The sequence below is a fragment of the Streptomyces sp. UF-297 genome, from assembly GCF_058245575.1.
This window is the reverse complement of sequence record NZ_JBSIBZ010000033.1, coordinates 49,375-66,190: the sequence shown is the minus strand read 5'-3', so window position 1 is coordinate 66,190 and position 16,816 is coordinate 49,375. Positions and strand designations below refer to the sequence as shown.

The window sequence follows — 16,816 nt, the reverse complement described above, 5'->3', positions numbered from 1 at the left end:
CGGAGAGTTGATGCCTTCTGTTGCTGAAGACGTCATGGGGCCCGTGCTCCGTATCGAACGAGGGCATGCCGAGCCGGAGGAACTGGCCGCGCTGGCTGCCGTACTGATGGCCCGTTCCGCTCGCCGGACGGTGGTGAGCGATGCCCGGCCGGCGGGCGGCACCGCGCGCTGGCGGCGGCTGGAGCGGCAGGCGGGCTTTCACGCGCCGAACAGCTGGCAGGCGGCGGCCTGAGCCCTGTGTACGGGCCGGTGGCCCTCGGCCCTCGCTGCCGGTGCCACTTCTGCCGCGCGCCTGTGCCTCGTTAGTTCCGCGCCTATGCCACGTCCGCGACGGTGGCGGAGAAGGCCCGCAGGAGTGCGGTGTCGTGGTCCTGGTGCCGGACCAGGCCCAGGACGGAGTCGGGCAGGCCGTCGACGGGGACGAAGGCGATGTCGCTGCGGGTCTGGTACTCCGCGGTGGGGTGGCACAGCAGCATCGCGCCGCGGTTGGCGGCGACCAGGGTCAGGCCCTCCTGGAGCGTGGAGACGCTCGGGCCGCTGGGAACGGGGACACCGCCGGGCGTGAGGTCGGGGGCCTGGGCCCGGCGCCAGTAGGCGGGCGCGGGTCCGTTGATGCCGATCAGGGTGCAGCCGGCGAGGTCCTCGGCGGTCAGGGACGTGCGCGTGGCGTACGGGTGGCCGTGGTGGACGGCGAGGGTCTGGCGCTGTTTGGAGAAGACCGGGCCGAGGACCAGGCCCGGCTCGTCCACCGGGAGCAGCACCACCGCGGTGTCGACCTCGCGGCGGTGCACGGCGCCGAAGGGGTCGCACAGCGGGATCTCGTACACCTCGATCGTGCAGCGGGGGTGCCGGTCCTGGAAGGTGGTGATGGCCTCCATGGTGCGGCCGTACGCCGTGCCCTGGAAGCCGATGCGCAGCGTGCCCTCGAAGCCGCGGGCGGCGGTGCGGGCCGCCTCGACGGTGCTGCTCAGCGCTTCGTAGGCGGGGCGCAGGGAGGACAGGAAGTCCTCGCCGAGCGGGGTGAGCCGCACGCGGCGGCTGGTGCGCTCCACCAGGCGGGCGCCGATGCGGCTCTCCAGGGAGCGGATGAGCTGGCTGACGCGGCTCTGGGAGACGTACAGACGCTCGCCGGTGCGGCCGAAGTGCAGTTCCTCGGACAAGACGAGGAAGCATTCCAGTTCGCGTATCTCCAGGCCGGCCATGGGGCGGGTCCTCTCGGTGTGGTGCTGGGCGGGCGAGTCGTGCCGGGCGGGCAGGTGGTGCTGAGTGGGCGAGTGCTGCTGAGTGGGCGAGTGCTGCTGGTCGGGCGGGTGGTGCTGGTCGGACAGGTGGTGCTGGTCGGGCGGGCGTACGGATTGATGAGGCCTGCTCATTGAAGGGTGAGGGAATCGCCGTTGTTCCCGGGGCGGGCCGCGGCTTGGCTGGAGCCATGGCAAGAGCTGGTGAAGCAGTGAGTGAAGTGTCCGGTGGGGCAGGCGAGTTGACCGAAGCGCCGCCTGGAGCGGGTGGCGGGGTCCGGCCCGGCTCGGCGGGCGGGCGGTGGGCGGCCGTGGGGACGGTGGCGGCGGGTACGTTCACCGTCGTCACCTCGGAGATGCTGCCGGTGGGGCTGCTGACACCGATCGGCACGTCGCTGGGCGTGACCGATGGCATGGCCGGGCTGACCATGACGGTCACCGGGCTGGTCGCTGCCCTGGCCGCGCCGCTGCTGACGCTCGCGATGGGGCGGCTGGACCGGCGGCTGGTGCTGTGCGCCCTGATGGTGCTGCTGACCGGGGCGAACCTGCTGGCGGCCTGTGCGCCGAACTTCGCGGTGCTGCTGGTGGCCAGGGTGCTGGTGGGGCTGGGGATGGGCGGTGTGTGGGCGCTCGCGGCCGGGCTGCCGGTGCGGCTGGTGCCCCGCGAGTCGGTGGGCCCGGCCACCTCGCTGGTCTTCAGCGGTGTCGCGGTCGCGTCCGTACTGGGCGTGCCCGCGGGCATCCTGGCGGGCGAACTGGGCGGCTGGCGCGCGGCGTTCGCCTCCGCGGCGGCGCTGTCCCTGGCGGTGGCCCTCGCGATGGCGCTGCTTTTGCCGCCCCTGCCCGCCGACGCCGCGGTGCGGCTGAGCGGGGTGCTGGGCCTGCTGCGTGACGCCCGGGTGCTGACCGGTCTGGCCGTGGTGCTGCTGCTGGTGACCGGCCACTTTGCCGCGTACACCTATGTACGGCCCGTACTGGAGGAGGTCTCCGGGGTCGGATCGGCGCTGATCAGCACGCTGCTGCTGGTCTACGGGGCCGCCGGGATCCTGGGCAACTTCGTGTCCGGTTCGCGGGCCGCCCGGTCGCCGCGCGGGACGCTGCTGGCGATCAGCGCTGTATTGGCGGGGGCGGTGCTGCTGGTGCCGGTCCTCGGGGTGGGCGTGCTGGGCGCGGCGGCGATGCTGGTGGTGTGGGGGCTGGCGTACGGAGGCGTCTCGGTCGGCACGCAGTCGTGGCTGATGGCGGCGGCTCCCGGGGCGCGGGAGGCGGCGTCGGCGCTGTTCGTGGCCGTGTTCAACCTGGCCATCGCGCTGGGCGCGCTGGTCGGCGGGCGCACCGCGGACGGGCTGGGCACATCCGCGGTGATGTGGCTCGGGGGCGCGCTCGCGCTGGGGGCGATGGCGGCGGTCCTCCTGGGGCGGGCGCCCAAAGGCGCGCGGGCAGGCACATAGGGCCCGGGGCAGAGGGCCGTTGCCGGGCCCGCCTGCGGCCGCCCTCGTCGTGACGCTCCGTACGGTGACGGAACCCGGCGAGCGGCCGGGGCGCGGCCCGGGAGGCCTGAGAGGGCTACTTTCGTTGCGGACAGTAGCGACGAACGATGGACGCGCGAAGGGCACGGATCTTCCTACGCTGTGCGCGTGAAGGTGACAGCGAAGGTACGGGCATGGAGCCGCGGCACATGGCGGCAGCTGACGGGGACGGGGCAGTGGCCGCTGCACCGCATCGTCGGCGAGGCGATGCTCTCCCTGCTGCTCGGGCTGCTGGCCGTGGGCGTGGAGCAGCTGCAGCACAGCAGCGATCTGCGGACGTGGACGGTGGCGCTGGGCGTGATGGTGGTCTCGCCGCTGCGCCGGGCCCTGCCCGGCACGGTCCTGCTCCTCTCCTCGGCGGTCAGCGTCGTGGTTGGTGGCATGTGGGGTGTGCTGATCGTCGCGGGCTGGTCGGCGGGCCGCCGGATCCACGGGGTGGGCCGGGCACTGGCGGTGTTCGGGGTGTCGCTGGTGCTGGGCGCGGTGCTCCCCCTGCTGTGGGACCTGCCGAAGGTCTCGCCGGGGCTGGCGGTGTCCATGGTCGCGCTGTTCGTCGCGGTCGTGGTGATGCCCGGCATCGCCGGCCGCTACTGGGCGCAGCGCCGCACCCTGCTGGAGACGCTGCACGCCCAGCGCACCCAGCTGCTGCGGGAGAACGCGATGATCGCCCGGCAGACACAGCTGCGCGAGCGCCAGCGCATCGCGCAGGACATGCACGACAGCCTGGGTCATCAGCTCACGCTGATATCCGTGCACACCGGCGCGCTGGAGGTCGACCCGCAGCTCAGCGGGCGGCAGCGGGAGGCGGTCGGGGTCCTGCGGGACGCCTCGGTGGCCGCGATGCGCGAACTGCGCGAGGTGGTCGGGCTGTTGCACGACGAACGCGAGCAGAGCGTCCCCGCCCAGGGCGAGCCGGGGGCGGGGCAGCGCGGGGTGGCGCTGGTCGACGGGCTGATCGAGAGCTCGCGCGGCGTCGGCACCCGAATACAGCTGGTGCGCTCCGGAGAGCCGCGGCCCCTGCCGCCGGCCGCGGACCGCGCCGCGTACCGCATCGTGCAGGAGGGACTGACCAACGCGCACAAGCACGCGACGGGCGCGCCCGTCACGGTCGCACTGCGCTATGAACCCGACTCGCTGCTGGTGGAGGTCGTCAACGGCCCCGTCCCCGCCGGGGTGTTGGCGGGCGGACCGGCGATCAGCGGCGGCCAGGGGCTGACCGGGCTGCGGGAGCGGGCCCGTCTGGTGGGCGGGATGGTGCACAGCGGGCGGACGGTGGACGGCGGGTTCCGGCTCGCGGGCGTCCTGCCGTACGGGCCCGCCGGGAGCTGGGGCGCGGCGTCCGCCGCGGACGGCGCGGACGACCTCGCGTCCTCCTCACCGACCCGCGTCGAGGTGCGCAGCGGCGCCGGCGACGGCGCGGGGGCCGGTGGTGAGGTACGGGCCGGGGGCGCGGCCGGGGCGCCGGTCATGGACTGGTCGCCGCGGTCGCTGCTGGAGGCCCCCGCCCGCCCGGGCACCGGCCAGGAGAAGCGCGGCGGCTTCGGCATGGGGTGCGGCCTGGCGGTGGGCGTGGTGCTGGGGCTGGGGCTGCTGGCCGCCTGGGGGTTCGTCGCACTGCTCGGGGCCGCGCGGCAGTCGTCCGTCTCGCCGCAGCTGTACGAGTCGGTGCGCATCGGGCAGCCCGAACACGAGGTGCGTGCCCGGCTGCCGAAGGGGTCCTTCATGAACGAGGACATGAACGAGAAGGGGCCGAAGCTGCCGGCGGGGGCGGACTGCGAGACGTTCTCCTCGACCGAGCCGGAGGTCGGCTGGGAGACCGAGACGGCGTACCGCTTCTGTTTCCGCGACGGCAGGCTCGTGGAGAAGAAGACCTTCGAGGCGAAGATCTGACCGCGCGGGGAACGGGGCATGGTGAGGGGCGGGTGACCGGGGGCGGAGTCGGGGATGATGGCGCGGTGTCCGTACGTACCAATGGCCGCGCCCGTGTGGGAGTGCGTGTGAACGGGGAGTGCGCGTGAGCGAGGAGCCCCGTACGGGGAACGAGGAGGGCGCGGGGGCCGCTGTGATCAGAGTGATCGTCGCTGACGACGAGCCGCTGATCAGGGCCGGAATCCGCATGATCCTCACCTCCGCCGAGGACATCGAGGTGGTGGCGGAGGCGGGCAACGGCCGCGAGGCGGTGGACGCCGCGCGCCGGCATGCCGCGGACGTGGTGCTGCTGGACATCCAGATGCCGGTGCTGGACGGGCTCTCGGCGCTGGCGGAGCTGCGCCGGACCGTGCCCGGCGTACGGGCGCTGATCCTGACCACCTTCGGCGAGCGCGAGAACGTACTGCGCGCGCTGGGCGAGGGCAGTGCGGGCTTTCTGCTGAAGGACTCGGCGCCGGGGGAGCTGATCCAGGCGGTACGGGCCGCGGCGGCGGGCCACGCCTACATGTCACCGGTGGCCACCCGGCACGTGGCCGACCTGCTGGCGTCACAGGTCGCCGGGGCCGCGGGCGCCGGTCCCGCCGGGCGCCTGGCGCGGCGCGGCGAGGAGGCGAGGAGGCGCCTGTCGGCGCTCACGGAGCGGGAGTTGGAGGTGCTGGCGCTGCTCGGGGAGGGGCTGTCCAACGCCGACGCGGGCGAGCGCATCCACATGAGCGAGGCGACGGTGAAGACGTACGTCAGCCGGATCCTTGCGAAGCTGGGCTGCGAGAACAGGGTGCAGGCGGCGCTGCTGGCACGGGACGCCGGGCTGGGGGCCTGAGCGGCCGGGCGGTGCGCAGGGCCGGGTGCGCGCAGGGCGTCTTCGGTGCGCCGGACGGCGCCCGGAACGGGCCGGGCGCCGCACCGCGCGGGCGTCAGGCGGAGAAGCGCTCGGCCAGGGCCTTGGCCTTGGTCACGGCCTCCTGGCGGGCCTTCTCGCGGGAGGCCTCGAAGAGCGGGACCAGCTCGGCCATGCCCGGGTTGACCGGAGCCATGGTCAGCTCCGGCACGATGAAGTCGACCTCGAAGCCGAACATGTCGGTCAGGATCGCCTCGAGGTAGTTCTGCACGTAGTCGGAGCCGTGCCGCGGGGTGCCCGGGGCGTAGGAACCACCGCGGCTGGTCACGACGGTGACGGGGGTGCCCTTGGCGGACTGCACGGGAACTCCCGTACGCCCCATGATGATCACCTGGTCGAGCCACGCCTTCAGGGTGGAGGGGATCGTGTAGTTGTACATCGGCGCGGCGATCACGATGGCGTCCGCCTGCTCGATCTCCTCGGCGAGCTGGGTGCGTATCGCGAACGCGGCCTGCTGCTCGGGGGTGTGCGTGGCGGGGTCGCTGAAACCGGCGGAGGCGCCGGCGGCGTCGAGGTGGGGCAGCGGGTCGGCGGCCAGGTCACGGTAGATGACGGTGCCCTCGGGATGCTGCTCCTCCCAGGTCTTGCGGAAGAGGGCGGTCACGGCGCGGGAGGCGGACGCGTCGCCGGTGACGGAGGTGTCGATGTGCAGGAGCGTGGCCATGGTGGGTCGTCCTTCGTGTCATCGCGGGATCGTTGCCGGGCCCGACGCGGTAGTTGAATTTCGTATGCACCTATAGATAGCACAGCAACTTACTTTTTCGCAGTACCCAACGAGAAAGCAGTACGCTGGGGGCATGGCTGACCACAGTGAAGAGGCGTGCAGGCGGGTCGACGCTGGCGTGACCCGCGTCTTCGAGCTGCTGGGCAAGCGCTGGACGGGCCTGATCGTGGCCACCCTGATGCCGGGGGCGGTGCACTTCTCCGACCTGCGGCGGGCGATTCCGGGCATCAGTGAGCGGATGCTCTCCGACCGGCTCACCGAACTCGCGGGCGCCGGCCTGGTCGTACGGGAAGTGGACCCCGGCCCTCCGCTGCGGGTCTCCTACCGGCTCACCAAGGCGGGCCTCGCGATGGAGCCCGCGCTCAAGGAGCTGGGGCGATGGGCGGAGACCCACCTCGTCGACGGCGGGCAGTGCCCGGAGAACTTCCGGTCCCAAGACTGAGGGGTGCTGGTGGCCGCGGGTCAGCCGAGTTCGTCCTGGGTGGCGTTGTAGCGCAGTAGGTACGACGCGAAGCGGTCCAGGTCGGCCTCGTCCCAGTCGGCGAGGCGCCGGTGGAAGGCCTGGCGGCGGCTGGCGGTCACATTGGCGAGCACCTGCGCGCCCTTCTGTGTGGGGTGCAGCACCTGGACGCGGTGGTCGTCCGGGTCGACCCGGCGCTCGACGAAGCCGAGCCTCTCCAGCGCGGAGATCTGCCTGCTGACCGTGGACTTGTCCAGCATGTAGTGCGACGCGAGGTCGGTGGCGCGGCATCCCTGCTGGTCGTCCAGGTGGGCGAGCAGGGTGTAGGAGACGAGCGAGAGTTCGGGGTGCATGCGCGCGGCGATGGCGCGGGCACGACGGGCGAACGCCGTCATCTCCTGCTGGATGGTCTCGACGGACTCGTCTCGGTGGGCCACAGGGGTCGCCTTTCCTCGAAGTGGTTGTATAGTACAACGTGTGCTGAGAGTTGTATAAGCCAACTACTGAGCCGCGTCACCGTGCCGACGAGCTGGAGAAGGCTGCCCCATGAGTTCGGACCATCGTCATCGTCCCGACCATCGTTCTGACCACCGGACCGAGCACCGGACCGAGCACCGGGCGGACCACCGGACCGATCACCGGACCGATCAGCGAGCCAAGAACTCCGCCGCGCTGCGCCATGTCCTGACACACCTGATCACCCCGCTGCTGATGTGCGTCGGCATGGGCCTGGCGTACCTGGGCGCGTTCGCCCACCCCGCACCGCACCACCTTCCCGTGGCGGTGGTCGGCTCCGGGCCCTCCGCACAGGTCCTGGCCCAGACGATCAACGACAAGGCGGCGGGCGACCTGGAGGTCCGTACGGTCGGCAGCCGGGACGAGGCCGTACAGCAGCTGAAGCGGCAGGAGATCTTCGGCGCGTACGTGGCGGACGCGGACGGGCGTGGCGCGGGTGGCGCAAGTGGCGCCGGTGAGCGGGCCGGGGCTTCCCGGCCGGCGGGTGGTGACAAGCCCGTACCCGAGCTGATCGTCGCGACGGCCGGGTCCGACACCACCGCGTCGGTGGTGCAGAAGATCTTCACGCCCGTCGCGGCGCACCAGGGCGCTCCGCTGAAGGTCACCGATGTGGTGCCGACGTCCCCGGACGACCCGACCGGGCAGGGCATCTTCTTCCTGCTGGTGGCGATCAGCATTGGCTCGTACGCCTCGGTCGCGGTGATCGGGGCAGCGGGCGCCGCACTGCCGATGCGGCTGCGGGCGATGGTGGCGGCCGGCATGGCGCTGGTGGTCAGCGCCATCGGAGCGCTCTTCGCCGGGCCCGTCTTCCACCTGGTGGACCACGGGCTGTGGGGGCTGTGGGGCATGGCGCTGCTGTACTCCGCGGGCATCCTGCTCATCGGTACGGGCCTGCACACCTTCCTCAAGCGCTGGACCACGCTCGGCGTGATGCTGCTGTTCGTGATGCTCAACTTCACCTCCGCCGGCGGGGTCTTCCGCCCGGAGCTGCAGAACGGGTTCTTCGCGGCGCTGCACTCCTTCTGGAACGGCGCGGGCTTCGTCGAGGGCACCCGCAGCCACGTCTACTTCGGCGGCCATGCGCTGTCCGGGCACGTGTGGACGCTGGTGCTGTGGCTGGTGGCGGGCGTGGCGCTGGTGGCTGTCGCGGGCGCGGTGGAGACGCGTCGGCGGCGCGGGGCGGCGGCCGCGGGGACTGCGGCGGCCACGGCGGCTGTGGGAGTTGCTGCGACTGCGTCGGCCGCGTCGGGTGCGTCGAGCGGCGCGTCGGGTGCGTCGACCGCGTTGACCGCGTCGGGCTCGGGCGGCGAGAAGGGCGGGGTGCCCATGGCGGACGCCGCGGCCGAGGAGAGCACGGCGGCCGGGGAGGATGCGGCGGCCGAGGAGGAGATGGAGTCGTCCGTAGGCGTCTGAGCTGGGACTTCCCACCCCTGCGCAGCGTCCGTACAGAGTTATCCACAGGCCCTGCCGCTCGGCGGGGCCTGTCTGTACCGTCATGGACAGATCGCCGGACGCGAGGGAAAGCCCCCTCGGTCCGGTCGGGGAACGTGCACTGGGGTGAAGGGGGAGGTGGCCCGCCATGACGCGGTTGCCGTACGTACCGGGGTTCGCGGAGCTGGGCGCGCGAGGGCCGTCGCCGAAGCAGGTCGGCAAGCAGCTGCGGGAACGGGTTCCGCGTGCCGCGCAGGGGCAGTTGACGATCGGTGCCGGGCGTCCGGGGGCGGTGGAGGCGGTCCAGGAGTCCAACGCCGGGCGGCTGTCGGAGCTGACGCCGATCCGGGTCGGCCGGATGTCCGCCTCGCCCTTCGCCTTCTTCCGCGGGGCGGCCGGACTGATGGCGTACGACCTGATGACCACGCCCCTGACCGGCATAGGCGCGCAGATATGCGGCGACGCCCACGCCGCCAACTTCGGTCTGTACGGCGATGCGCGCGGCGGCCTGGTCATTGACCTCAACGACTTCGACGAGACGCTGCACGGACCCTGGGAGTGGGATGTGAAGCGTCTGGTGGCCTCGCTGGTGCTGGCGGGGCGTGAGGCGGGGGCCGACGAGGACACCTGCCGCGAGGCGGCGCGGGACGCGGCGGGCGCGTACCGGCGCACGATGCGGCTGCTGTCGAAGGTGCCGGCGGCGGACGCCTGGAACGCGATAGCCGACGAGGAACTGGTCTCGCACACCGACGCCCGTGACCTGCTCGGCACGCTGATACGGGTCGCGGCCAAGGCACGCAAGAACACCAGCGCCCGCTTCGCGGCCAAGTCGACGGAGGAAATACCGGCAACGGGAGCAGCGGGGGAAGCGGGAGAAGAGGGAGAAGAAGGAGAAGAGGGGGCAGGGGAAGCAGCGGGCAGCGGGGTCGTCCGTCGGCGCTTTGTGGACGCACCGCCGGTGCTGCGGCGCATTCCGGACGCGGAAGCCGCGGCAGTGGTCGCCTCGCTCGCCGGATATCTGGAGACGCTGCCCGAGGACCGGCTGCCGCTGCTGGCCAGGTATGCGGTGCACGACGTGGCGTTCCGGGTGGTCGGCACGGGGAGCGTGGGCCTGCGCTCGTACGTGGTGCTGCTGCTGGACCACCGCGGGGAGCCGCTGGTGCTCCAGGTGAAGGAGGCCCGAGGCTCAGCTCTGACGCCGTACGTGGAAAAGGCCGGGTTCGCGGTACCGCTGGCCACCCACGAAGGCCGCCGGATCGTCCTCGGCCAGCGCCGAATACAGGTGGTCAGCGACAACCTGCTGGGCTGGACGACGGTGTACGACGGGGCGGGGCAGAGGACTGGCGACGGGCGCGGGGCCGGGTTCGAGGCCGGGGCCGGGGTGGGAGCGGGAGCGGGGAGTGGGCGTGGTGGTGGGGCCGGGGCGGGGCATGGTGGCGGCGGGGTGGGGCGGGGGGAGGGGGAGGGGAGGCCCTTCCAGGTACGGCAGTTCCGGAACCGTAAAGGCAGCGTCGACCCCACAGCCCTGGCCGCCGACCAGCTCGACGACTACGCCCGTATGACGGGCGCCCTGCTGGCCCGTGCACATGCGCACAGTGCCGATCCGCGGCTGCTGGCCGGTTACTGCGGCAAGAACGAGGAACTGGACGAGGCGCTCGCGGACTTCGCGGTGGCGTACGCGGACCGTACGGAAGCCGATCACGCGGAGCTGGCCGCGGCGGTGCGTGGTGGGCGGATAGCCGCGGAGCCGGGGGTCTGAGGCGGGCCGTAGGGTGGCCGGGTGACGAACTCGCAAGCGGACCATGCACAGGGCAGCCAGGACGGACTCGGCGGTCCGGACGGCCAGGAGGCACCGGCCGCCGCCACCGAACGGCTGGCGCGGGCGGTGCGCGCCGCGGAGCAGGCGCTGATCGAGTTCGAGATCGCGGTGGAGACCTTCCGGGTGGAGGTGGAGAACTTCTCTCGGCTGCACCACCAGCGCCTGGGCCCCATGTACGCGCGGCTGGACGAGCTGGACGCGCAGATCGCCGAGGCGGTCGCGGCCCGTACCGGCGCCCCCGAGGACCTGCGCAAGGCGCGCGAGGCCAGGGCCGCGGTGCTGCCGATGCCGAATGTGGAGGAGCTCTTCCACGGCTGGATGGGCTCGGAGGGGATCTTCCCCGAGGCGCAGTCGATGCTGACCGAGCAGCCGGTGCAGCCGCCGCAGAAGGTACGGCCGAGCGAGGAGGCCCGCCGCGTCTACCGGGAGCTGGTGCGCAAGGCCCACCCCGACCTGGCCCGTGACGAGGCGGAGCGGGGGCGGCGGGACGCGTTCATCGTGCGGGTCAACGCCGCCTACGCGGCCGGTAACGAGGCGCTGCTGCGGGAGTTGGCCCAGGAGTGGGAGGCCGGGCCCGCGCCGCAGGAGCCGCAGCTCAGCGCGAGCGAGGAGCTGTACGCGCGCCTGGAGTGGCTGGCCGAGCGCAAGGAACTCCTCGCCGCCGTCGCCGCCGAGCTGGAGGACAGCGCGATCGGCTCGATGATCAAGATGGCGCCCGAGGACCCGGATGCGCTGCTCGAGGAGATCGCCGAGAAGCTGCTCGCGGATGTCGCCGAACGCGAGGCATACCTCGCCCAGCTGGTCGGGTAGCGTCGTTCCCATGCATTTTGGTTCTCTGCCCACGGTCGGTGTCGACGCTCTCACGCCCGAGGACTTCCTCCTGGACGTACGGGAGGACGACGAGTGGGAGGCGGGGCACGCCGAGGGCGCGCTGCACATCCCGATGAGTGAATTCGTCGCCCGCTACGGGGAGTTGACGGACAAGGCGCCGCAGGACGGCAAGGTCTATGTACTCTGCCGGGTCGGCGGCCGCTCCGCGCAGGTCGCGCAGTACTTGATCCAGCAGGGCGTCGACGCGGTGAACGTCGACGGCGGCATGCAGGCCTGGGAGGCCGCGGGACGCCCGGTGACGGACGGCCGCGGCGGCGCCGGAACGGTCATCTGAGGACGAATCCCCCGTACGGCCTTCCCGTACGGCTTTCCCGTACGCCCCCTGCACACCTCCTGCATACCCCCGCACACCCCCTGTACGCCCCGCACGAAGGCCGCCCCGCCCGCTCACCCCAGCGGATGCGCGGCCAGCAGGTCGCCGAGTGCCTCCTCGTGGGCCGCCGCCGGGCCCAGGGAGAGCTCCAGCTGCTTGGCCCAGGCGTGGTAGCGGTGCAGGGGGTAGTCGATGTCCGCGCCGAAGCCGCCGTGCAGGTGCTGCGCGGTCTGTACGACGCGTCGCACGCCGTCCGAGGCCCAGATCTTGGCGACGGCCACGTCCCCTGCGGGCGGCAGCGCGCCGCCCGCCCGCTCGCTGATGCGCCAGGCGGCCTGCCACAGGGTGGCCTCCATGGCGCGCAGGTCGATATAGCGGTCGGCGGTCTGCACGGCGACTGCCTGGAACGTGGCGACCGGGTGGCCGAACTGCTCCCGCTTTCCGGTGTATTCGCTGGTCATGGCGAGCACTCCGTCGCCAAGGCCCAGCGCCAGCGCACAGGTCCCCACCGTCAGAAGATGCCGTAGGAACTCCCAGGCCTCGGGGTGCGTGAGCGTTTCGTCGGCGGGGATGCGTACGGAGTCCAGCCGGACCTGCGCATAGCGCTCCCCGCTGGTGGAGACCTGCTCCTCCAGGGTGACGCCTTCGTGGTCGCGGGGGACGAGGGCCACCAGGCTGCGGCCGTCGCCGCTGTGGGCGGGGATCAGGATGCGGTCGGCGCCATGGGCCCAGGGCACCGCGCTCTGGACGCCGTCCAGGACGCAGAGGGCGCCCTCTTGGTGGGCGTCCACGGCGAGTTCGGCCGGGTCGTGTCCTGTGCGCCCGCTGGAGGCGACGGTCAGGACCAGCTCGCCGCGGCCGACGGCGGGCAGCATCCGCGACCTCAACTCCCCTTCGCCATAGGTCTGTACGGCCAGTGCTGCGGCGCTGTGCTCCAGGAGCGGGACCCGGGCCAGGACCTTGGCCGACTCGCGCAGGACCAGGCACAGGGCGATGGGGTCCAGTCCGGCGCCGCCGTGCTCGGGCGCGATCGGCAGGCTCAGCAGGTCGGCGCGGGCCAGCCGCTGCCACAGGGGCCGGTCGAAGTCGTCGGCGACGGCCTTCGTGCTGTGCGCGGGGCTGGGCACGCTGTCGGGCGCGACCCCGGAGAAGACGGCCTTCGCCGCTTCGACGGCGGCCTGCTGTTCCTCGGTGAAGGTGAAGTCCACTGTGCTGTCCTCCCGCGCGCCGCGTTCGCTCCGCCCGGTCCGGGGGCCGGTGGATCTGACGAACCGTCAAGGTAGAACAGGTTCCAGGAATTTGGAATGGGCGGGTGCGCTCACACCCGCTCTGCCTCCACGCGCCGGCCCTCCCTCACCGGTCGAAGTCCAGCTCCACCCGCTCGGTCACCGGATGCGACTGGCAGGCCAGCACATAGCCCGCCTGGACCTCTTCCTCCTCCAGCGCGAAGTTGCGGTCCATGCGTATCTCGCCGGACACCAGGAAGGCGCGGCAGGTGCCGCACACCCCGCCCTTGCAGGCGTACGGCGCGTCCGCGCGGTTGCGCAGCACCGTCTCCAGCAGCGATTCGCCCTCCTGAACGGGCCAGTTGCCCGAGCGGCCGTCCAGCGTCGCGGTGACGGTGCTGTGCGCGGGCGCCGTGACGGAGGGCAGGGCGGGGCCGCTCGCCGGGCCGCTGTCGACGTGGAAGATCTCCTGGTGGATACGGGAGCGCGGAACCTCCAGCGCGCGCAGTGCCCGCTCAGCGCCCTGCACCAGTCCATGGGGGCCGCACAGGAACCAGCCGTCCACCGAGCCCACCGGCAGCAGCGCGGGGAGCAGCGAGCGCAGCCGCTCCTGGTCCAGCCGCCCGGAGGGCAGCCCGGCCTGCTGCTCCTCGCGGGAGAGCACGGTGATCAGCTGGAAGCGGTCGGGGTAGCGGTCCTTGAGGTCGGCGACCTCCTCCAGGAACATCGTCGAGGCCGCCGTACGGTCGCTGCGCACCAGGCAGAAACGGGCATCTGTCTGCCGCGCCAGGAGGGTGGCGGCGATGGAGAGGACGGGGGTGATGCCGCTGCCGCCGACGATGCCCACGAAGTGGCCGGGCTCGGGCTCCAGTACGAACCGGCCCGCGGGTGCCATGACCTCGACGGTGTCCCCGGCGGTGAGCTCCTTGAGGGCGTAGGTGGAGAACGCGCCGTCCTGGACCAGCCGGATGCCCACGCGCAGTACGGGGTCGTCCTGGGCCGGGGCGCAGATGGAGTACGTGCGCCGGATCTCTTGTCCGTCCACCACCCGGCGCACCGCGATGTGCTGGCCGGGGGTGTGCCGGAAGGTCTCGCGCAGCTCGGGCGGCACGGTGAAGGTGACGGCCACCGCGTCGTCCGTGAGCCGCTCGACCGCGCGGACCTGGAGCGGGTGGAACATCACAACTCCTTGAAGTGGTCGAAGGGTTCGCGGCAGGACTCGCAGCGGCGCAGCGCCTTGCAGGCGGTGGAGGAGAAGCGGCTCAGCAGGGTGGTGTCGGCCGATCCGCAGTGCGGGCAGCGCACCGGTTCGTCCGTCGTCTCCGCGGCGTCCGCCCGCCGGGTGGGTCCCAGGGACACCGTCACGGGCCCGCCTCGTTGAGCGGTGGTGCGCGGTGGAGCGATGCCGAACTCGGTGAGTTTTCTGCGGCCTTCGGCGCTGATGTCGTCCGTCGTCCAGGGCGGCGAGAGGACGGTGCGGACCTCGACCTCGGCCATGCCGTTCTCGTGCAGGACGCGCTCTATGTCGGCGGACATGGTCTCGATGGCGGGGCAGCCGGTGTAGGTGGGGGTGAGCTGGACCTCCACCCGGCCGGGTGCCACGATCTGCAGCCCGCGCAGTACGCCCAGGTCGGCCAGGGTCAGTACTGGCAGCTCGGGGTCGGGGACGGCGCCGGCCAGGCGGCGCAGCTCCTCCTCCAGCGGCGTGGTGGTCACCATGTGGCCCCCGGGTGGCTGCGGTGCAGGTGCTGCATCTCGGCGAGCATCCTGCCGAAGGGCTCGGTGTGCAGGCCCTGCCGCCCGGCGCCCGCGCTCCAGCCGCCGCGCTGCGGGCCTTGCGGGACGGTGAGGGTGGCGCGCTCCAGTACGTCGGTGATGCGCCAGGTCCAGCCGCTGCGCAGGGCCGCCCGGTCCACGTCCAGCCCCTGGACTGGTGCGAACAGCTCGTCGGTGAACCGCCAGAGCGCGTCCAGGCCGCGCTGCATGCGCTGGCGGCTCTCGTCGGTGCCGTCGCCCAGGCGCAGGGTCCAGTGCTCGGCGTGGTCGCGGTGGTAGGCGACCTCCTTGACCGCTTTGGCCGCCAAGGGGGCCAACTCGCCCTCGGACTCGGAGAGTTGTCCGTAGAGGAGTTCTTGGTAGACGGAGAAGTAGAGCTGGCGGGCGATGGTGTGGGCGAAGTCGCCGTTGGGCTGTTCGACGAGCTGGACGTTGCGAAAGGCGCGCTCCTCGCGCAGATAGGCCAGTTCGTCCTCGTCGCCCGCCAGGGAGAGCAGGACGCGGGCCTGGCCGAGCAGGTCCAGCGCGATGTTGGCGAGCGCGACTTCCTCCTCCAGGACGGGGGCGTGGCCCGCCCACTCCCCCAGCCGGTGGGACAGGATCAGGGCGTCGTCGCCGAGCGCGAGGGCCGCTGCCGCCGTGGACGGCTCGCCTGCTGCCTGGGTCACAGGTGCCGCACCCCCTCGGGGATGTCGTAGAAGGTGGGGTGGCGGTAGGGCTTGTCGGCGGCGGGCTCGAAGAAGGGGTCCTTCTCGTCCGGGGAGGAGGCGGTGACCTCACTGGAGGGCACCACCCAGATCGAGACGCCTTCGGAGCGGCGGGTGTAGAGGTCGCGGGCGTTGCGCAGGGCCATTTCGGCGTCGGGGGCGTGCAGGCTGCCGGCGTGGGTGTGGGACAGGCCGCGCCGGCTGCGGACGAAGACTTCCCACAGCGGCCAGTCCGGTGTGCTGTTGCTCATGCCGCTGCCTCTCCTTGTGTGCCGCTGTGCTTGGTCGCGTACGCGGCGGCCGCCTCGCGTACCCAGGCGCCGTCCTCGTGGGCCTTCCTGCGCTGGGTCAGGCGCTGTTCGTTGCAGGGGCCGTTGCCCTTGAGCACCGCGCGGAACTCCTCCCAGTCGATGGGGCCGAAGTCGTGGTGGCCGCGCTCCTGGTTCCACTTCAGGTCCGGGTCGGGCAGCTTCAGGCCTAGGGTCTCGGCCTGGGGGACGCAGATGTCCACGAAGCGCTGGCGCAATTCGTCGTTGGAGTGCCGCTTGATCTTCCAGGCCATGGACTGGGCGGAGTGGGCGGATTCGTCGTCCGGCGGGCCGAACATCATCAGGGAGGGCCACCACCACCGGTCGACGGCGTCCTGGGCCATGGCGTGCTGGGCTTGGGTGCCCCGGCTCAGGGCCAGCAGGAGCTCGTAGCCCTGGCGCTGGTGGAAGGACTCCTCCTTGCAGATACGGACCATGGCGCGGGCGTAGGGGCCGTAGGAGCAGCGGCACAGCGGCACCTGGTTGGTGATGGCGGCGCCGTCCACCAGCCATCCGATGGCGCCGACGTCGGCCCAGGTCAGGGTGGGGTAGTTGAAGATCGAGGAGTACTTCTGGCGGCCGGCGTGCAGCTTGTCGAGCAGCTCCTCGCGGCCGGTGCCCAGGGTCTCGGCGGCGCTGTAGAGGTAGAGGCCGTGGCCCGCCTCGTCCTGGACCTTGGCCATCAGGATGGCCTTGCGGCGCAGGGAGGGGGCGCGGGTGATCCAGTTGGCCTCCGGCTGCATGCCGATGATCTCGGAGTGGGCGTGCTGCGCTATCTGCCGCACCAGTGAGGAGCGGTATTCCTCCGGCATCCAGTCGCGTGGCTCGATGCGCTCGTCCGCGGCGACGGTGGCCTCGAAGGCTCCTGCGAGGTCCGCGGCCCCGGCGATCTCTTCGTGGGCCCGGCTGCCCGGCGCGATCGTCGTCATGTGGTGCCCCCTCGCTCCCTACCGACCGATCGTTCGGTTCAATGGTGGGTCGGGTGCCCGCCGGGTGTCAAGCCTGTGGATAACCCGGGGACGACTGTGCCCACTGGTGTGGTGTGGGTACG

General features: G+C 72.2%; 18 protein-coding genes. 9 read left to right on the top strand and 9 right to left on the bottom strand.

Features of this window, described 5'->3' with window-relative positions:
• Positions 1-10 precede the first annotated feature (10 nt).
• Complete coding sequence (locus AC4IJH_RS20330; RefSeq protein ID WP_490853198.1) at positions 11-232, top strand: acyl-CoA carboxylase epsilon subunit; 222 nt, start codon at positions 11-13, stop codon at positions 230-232.
• A gap of 82 nt (positions 233-314) precedes the next feature.
• Here the strand turns inward: AC4IJH_RS20330 and AC4IJH_RS20325 are convergent, their stop codons facing one another.
• Positions 315-1,202 carry a LysR family transcriptional regulator gene (locus tag AC4IJH_RS20325; protein ID WP_490853217.1) on the bottom strand — a complete coding sequence of 296 codons (888 nt, stop codon included), beginning with the start codon at positions 1,200-1,202 and terminating at the stop codon, positions 315-317.
• A gap of 347 nt (positions 1,203-1,549) precedes the next feature.
• Between AC4IJH_RS20325 and AC4IJH_RS20320 the strand changes: the two genes are divergently transcribed.
• The 3 genes from AC4IJH_RS20320 to AC4IJH_RS20310 all read left to right on the top strand — a co-directional run bounded on the left by AC4IJH_RS20320 (position 1,550) and on the right by AC4IJH_RS20310 (position 5,516).
• The gene (locus AC4IJH_RS20320) at positions 1,550-2,689 is read left to right on the top strand and encodes an MFS transporter (RefSeq protein ID WP_490853216.1); all 1,140 of its coding nucleotides are present in this window, start codon (positions 1,550-1,552) and stop codon (positions 2,687-2,689) included.
• A 186-nt stretch (positions 2,690-2,875) separates the two neighbouring features.
• On the top strand, positions 2,876-4,657 hold the full coding sequence (locus AC4IJH_RS20315) for a sensor histidine kinase (protein WP_490853197.1): 1,782 nt from the start codon (positions 2,876-2,878) through the stop codon (positions 4,655-4,657).
• Between the two features lie 172 nt (positions 4,658-4,829).
• Positions 4,830-5,516 (top strand): response regulator, encoded by a 687-nt coding sequence (locus tag AC4IJH_RS20310; protein ID WP_490853215.1) that lies wholly within the window; start codon positions 4,830-4,832, stop codon positions 5,514-5,516.
• Between the two features lie 94 nt (positions 5,517-5,610).
• Here the strand turns inward: AC4IJH_RS20310 and AC4IJH_RS20305 are convergent, their stop codons facing one another.
• Complete coding sequence (locus AC4IJH_RS20305) at positions 5,611-6,258, bottom strand: FMN-dependent NADH-azoreductase (RefSeq protein ID WP_490853196.1); 648 nt, start codon at positions 6,256-6,258, stop codon at positions 5,611-5,613.
• Positions 6,259-6,391: 133 nt separating this feature from the next.
• Between AC4IJH_RS20305 and AC4IJH_RS20300 the strand changes: the two genes are divergently transcribed.
• Positions 6,392-6,760 (top strand): winged helix-turn-helix transcriptional regulator, encoded by a 369-nt coding sequence (locus AC4IJH_RS20300; protein ID WP_490853195.1) that lies wholly within the window; start codon positions 6,392-6,394, stop codon positions 6,758-6,760.
• 20 nt (positions 6,761-6,780) lie between these two features.
• Here AC4IJH_RS20300 and AC4IJH_RS20295 read toward each other — a convergent pair whose 3' ends face one another.
• Positions 6,781-7,215: a MarR family winged helix-turn-helix transcriptional regulator gene (locus tag AC4IJH_RS20295; RefSeq protein ID WP_490853194.1), complete on the bottom strand. Its 435-nt coding sequence runs from the start codon at positions 7,213-7,215 to the stop codon at positions 6,781-6,783.
• A 274-nt stretch (positions 7,216-7,489) separates the two neighbouring features.
• Between AC4IJH_RS20295 and AC4IJH_RS20290 the strand changes: the two genes are divergently transcribed.
• From AC4IJH_RS20290 to AC4IJH_RS20275, 4 genes are all read left to right on the top strand, one after another.
• A complete protein-coding gene (locus AC4IJH_RS20290) occupies positions 7,490-8,707 on the top strand; it encodes an ABC-2 transporter permease (protein WP_490853214.1) in 1,218 nt (405 codons plus the stop codon).
• 166 nt (positions 8,708-8,873) lie between these two features.
• The gene (locus AC4IJH_RS20285) at positions 8,874-10,484 is read left to right on the top strand and encodes a DUF2252 domain-containing protein (protein ID WP_490853193.1); all 1,611 of its coding nucleotides are present in this window, start codon (positions 8,874-8,876) and stop codon (positions 10,482-10,484) included.
• A 21-nt stretch (positions 10,485-10,505) separates the two neighbouring features.
• Complete coding sequence (locus AC4IJH_RS20280; protein WP_490853192.1) at positions 10,506-11,354, top strand: hypothetical protein; 849 nt, start codon at positions 10,506-10,508, stop codon at positions 11,352-11,354.
• 10 nt (positions 11,355-11,364) lie between these two features.
• The gene (locus AC4IJH_RS20275) at positions 11,365-11,709 is read left to right on the top strand and encodes a rhodanese-like domain-containing protein (RefSeq protein WP_490853191.1); all 345 of its coding nucleotides are present in this window, start codon (positions 11,365-11,367) and stop codon (positions 11,707-11,709) included.
• Between the two features lie 113 nt (positions 11,710-11,822).
• On the opposite strand, the gene AC4IJH_RS20270 is transcribed toward AC4IJH_RS20275, so the two are convergent.
• From AC4IJH_RS20270 to paaA, 6 genes are all read right to left on the bottom strand, one after another.
• A complete protein-coding gene (locus AC4IJH_RS20270; RefSeq protein ID WP_490853190.1) occupies positions 11,823-12,956 on the bottom strand; it encodes an acyl-CoA dehydrogenase family protein in 1,134 nt (377 codons plus the stop codon).
• A 145-nt stretch (positions 12,957-13,101) separates the two neighbouring features.
• Entirely contained in the window at positions 13,102-14,154 is a 1,053-nt protein-coding gene (locus AC4IJH_RS20265; protein ID WP_490853189.1) for a 2Fe-2S iron-sulfur cluster-binding protein, read from the bottom strand.
• Positions 14,154-14,693, bottom strand: a complete 540-nt coding sequence (paaD, locus tag AC4IJH_RS20260) for a 1,2-phenylacetyl-CoA epoxidase subunit PaaD (RefSeq protein ID WP_490853188.1) — start codon at positions 14,691-14,693, stop codon at positions 14,154-14,156. The genes AC4IJH_RS20265 and paaD overlap by 1 nt, the downstream gene beginning before the upstream one ends.
• On the bottom strand, positions 14,687-15,418 hold the full coding sequence (gene paaC, locus AC4IJH_RS20255; RefSeq protein ID WP_490853187.1) for a 1,2-phenylacetyl-CoA epoxidase subunit PaaC: 732 nt from the start codon (positions 15,416-15,418) through the stop codon (positions 14,687-14,689). Before paaC ends, paaD begins: the two co-directional genes overlap by 7 nt.
• Positions 15,415-15,708 (bottom strand): 1,2-phenylacetyl-CoA epoxidase subunit PaaB, encoded by a 294-nt coding sequence (paaB, locus tag AC4IJH_RS20250; protein ID WP_490853186.1) that lies wholly within the window; start codon positions 15,706-15,708, stop codon positions 15,415-15,417. Before paaB ends, paaC begins: the two co-directional genes overlap by 4 nt.
• Positions 15,705-16,694 carry a 1,2-phenylacetyl-CoA epoxidase subunit PaaA gene (gene paaA, locus AC4IJH_RS20245; RefSeq protein ID WP_490853185.1) on the bottom strand — a complete coding sequence of 330 codons (990 nt, stop codon included), beginning with the start codon at positions 16,692-16,694 and terminating at the stop codon, positions 15,705-15,707. The genes paaB and paaA overlap by 4 nt, the downstream gene beginning before the upstream one ends.
• Positions 16,695-16,816 lie beyond the last annotated feature (122 nt).

What these genes read in the sequence shown, in the direction of transcription:
- AC4IJH_RS20275 (WP_490853191.1), top strand. Translation starts at nt 11,365, where the DNA reads ATGCATTTTGGTTCTCTGCCCACGGTCGGTGTCGACGCTCTCACGCCC.
- AC4IJH_RS20325 (WP_490853217.1), bottom strand. Translation starts at nt 1,202, where the DNA reads ATGGCCGGCCTGGAGATACGCGAACTGGAATGCTTCCTCGTCTTGTCC.
- paaB (WP_490853186.1), bottom strand. Translation starts at nt 15,708, where the DNA reads ATGAGCAACAGCACACCGGACTGGCCGCTGTGGGAAGTCTTCGTCCGC.
- AC4IJH_RS20265 (WP_490853189.1), bottom strand. Translation starts at nt 14,154, where the DNA reads ATGTTCCACCCGCTCCAGGTCCGCGCGGTCGAGCGGCTCACGGACGAC.
- AC4IJH_RS20300 (WP_490853195.1), top strand. Translation starts at nt 6,392, where the DNA reads ATGGCTGACCACAGTGAAGAGGCGTGCAGGCGGGTCGACGCTGGCGTG.
- AC4IJH_RS20285 (WP_490853193.1), top strand. Translation starts at nt 8,874, where the DNA reads ATGACGCGGTTGCCGTACGTACCGGGGTTCGCGGAGCTGGGCGCGCGA.
- paaD (WP_490853188.1), bottom strand. Translation starts at nt 14,693, where the DNA reads ATGGTGACCACCACGCCGCTGGAGGAGGAGCTGCGCCGCCTGGCCGGC.
- AC4IJH_RS20305 (WP_490853196.1), bottom strand. Translation starts at nt 6,258, where the DNA reads ATGGCCACGCTCCTGCACATCGACACCTCCGTCACCGGCGACGCGTCC.
- paaA (WP_490853185.1), bottom strand. Translation starts at nt 16,694, where the DNA reads ATGACGACGATCGCGCCGGGCAGCCGGGCCCACGAAGAGATCGCCGGG.
- AC4IJH_RS20290 (WP_490853214.1), top strand. Translation starts at nt 7,490, where the DNA reads ATGTGCGTCGGCATGGGCCTGGCGTACCTGGGCGCGTTCGCCCACCCC.
- AC4IJH_RS20330 (WP_490853198.1), top strand. Translation starts at nt 11, where the DNA reads ATGCCTTCTGTTGCTGAAGACGTCATGGGGCCCGTGCTCCGTATCGAA.